Raw genomic sequence first — 909 nt, forward strand, 5'->3', positions numbered from 1 at the left:
AGCCCTGGTCGAAGTTCACGACCGGCGGGGCGGTTTCGACGCGCGGCGGCTCGACATAGACGTTGGGGCGGGCCACCTCGACCTGGGCCGGGGCGACGCGCACGTCGGCGGCGGCCACATGGACCGGCGGCGGCGCCACATGGACGCGGGCCGGTTCGACGTAGACCGGGGCCGGCTGCACATAGACCGGCGGCGATTCCACGTAGACGGGCGGCTGCGAGACATAGACCGGCGGCTGGCTGACGTAGATCGGCTCGGCGCGGTAATGCACCGGCTGCATGGGTTGGGGCGGCGGGCCGCAGCGGCCGCAGTCGTGGCCGTATCCGCCTTGATAATAGCCCTGCTGATATCCGCCCTGATACTGGCCCTGATATTGGCCGCCGTAGCCGCCATAGCCGGCGCGCGCCCAGGGGTAGCGGCCGTAGCCGTCGACCGGATAGCCGAAGGGCATGGAGCGGGTGACGCCGGAATAGGCGTAGCCGCCGTGCTGGATCGGCGGCTGCGACGGGGCGATCACGACCGGGGGACGACCCCCGGCGCCGCCGTAGCCGTAGCCATAGCCGTAGCTTTCGATCGGGCCGTATCCGCCCTGCCAGCCGGTGTCGCTGTACCAGGTCTGGGCGCGGGTCTGGACCACGGGGCCGCGGGCGTAGCCGGCGGCGGCGTTATATCGGGCGCCGGCCTGATGGGCCTCGGCCGCTCCGGCGATGAGGACCGCCGCGCCTGCGGCGGCGTAGAATAGAGCCTTCATGGCTGCGCTCCTTGTTTCAGCCGTAAAGGTTAATGCGGATCTCGCCAGAGCGTTCACTATTCTCCCATCAAGGGAACCGGGGCTCTTTCCTCCCCATGCAATGGGGAGGGGGACCGCGTAGCGGTGGAGGGGCTGGGGCGGCGGAGGGCGACTGCATT

The 909-nt window shown here is 70.2% G+C and carries 1 protein-coding gene; it reads right to left on the reverse strand.

All coding sequences use genetic code 11. The features are described 5' to 3' along the window. Positions 1-751 (reverse strand): hypothetical protein (locus RT567_RS13600; protein WP_313576824.1); only part of this gene is annotated, 751 nt, incomplete at its 3' end. Between the last annotated feature and the right edge of the window lie 158 nt (positions 752-909).

The organism is Brevundimonas sp. (genome assembly GCF_032107865.1).
Lineage (GTDB): Bacteria > Pseudomonadota > Alphaproteobacteria > Caulobacterales > Caulobacteraceae > Brevundimonas.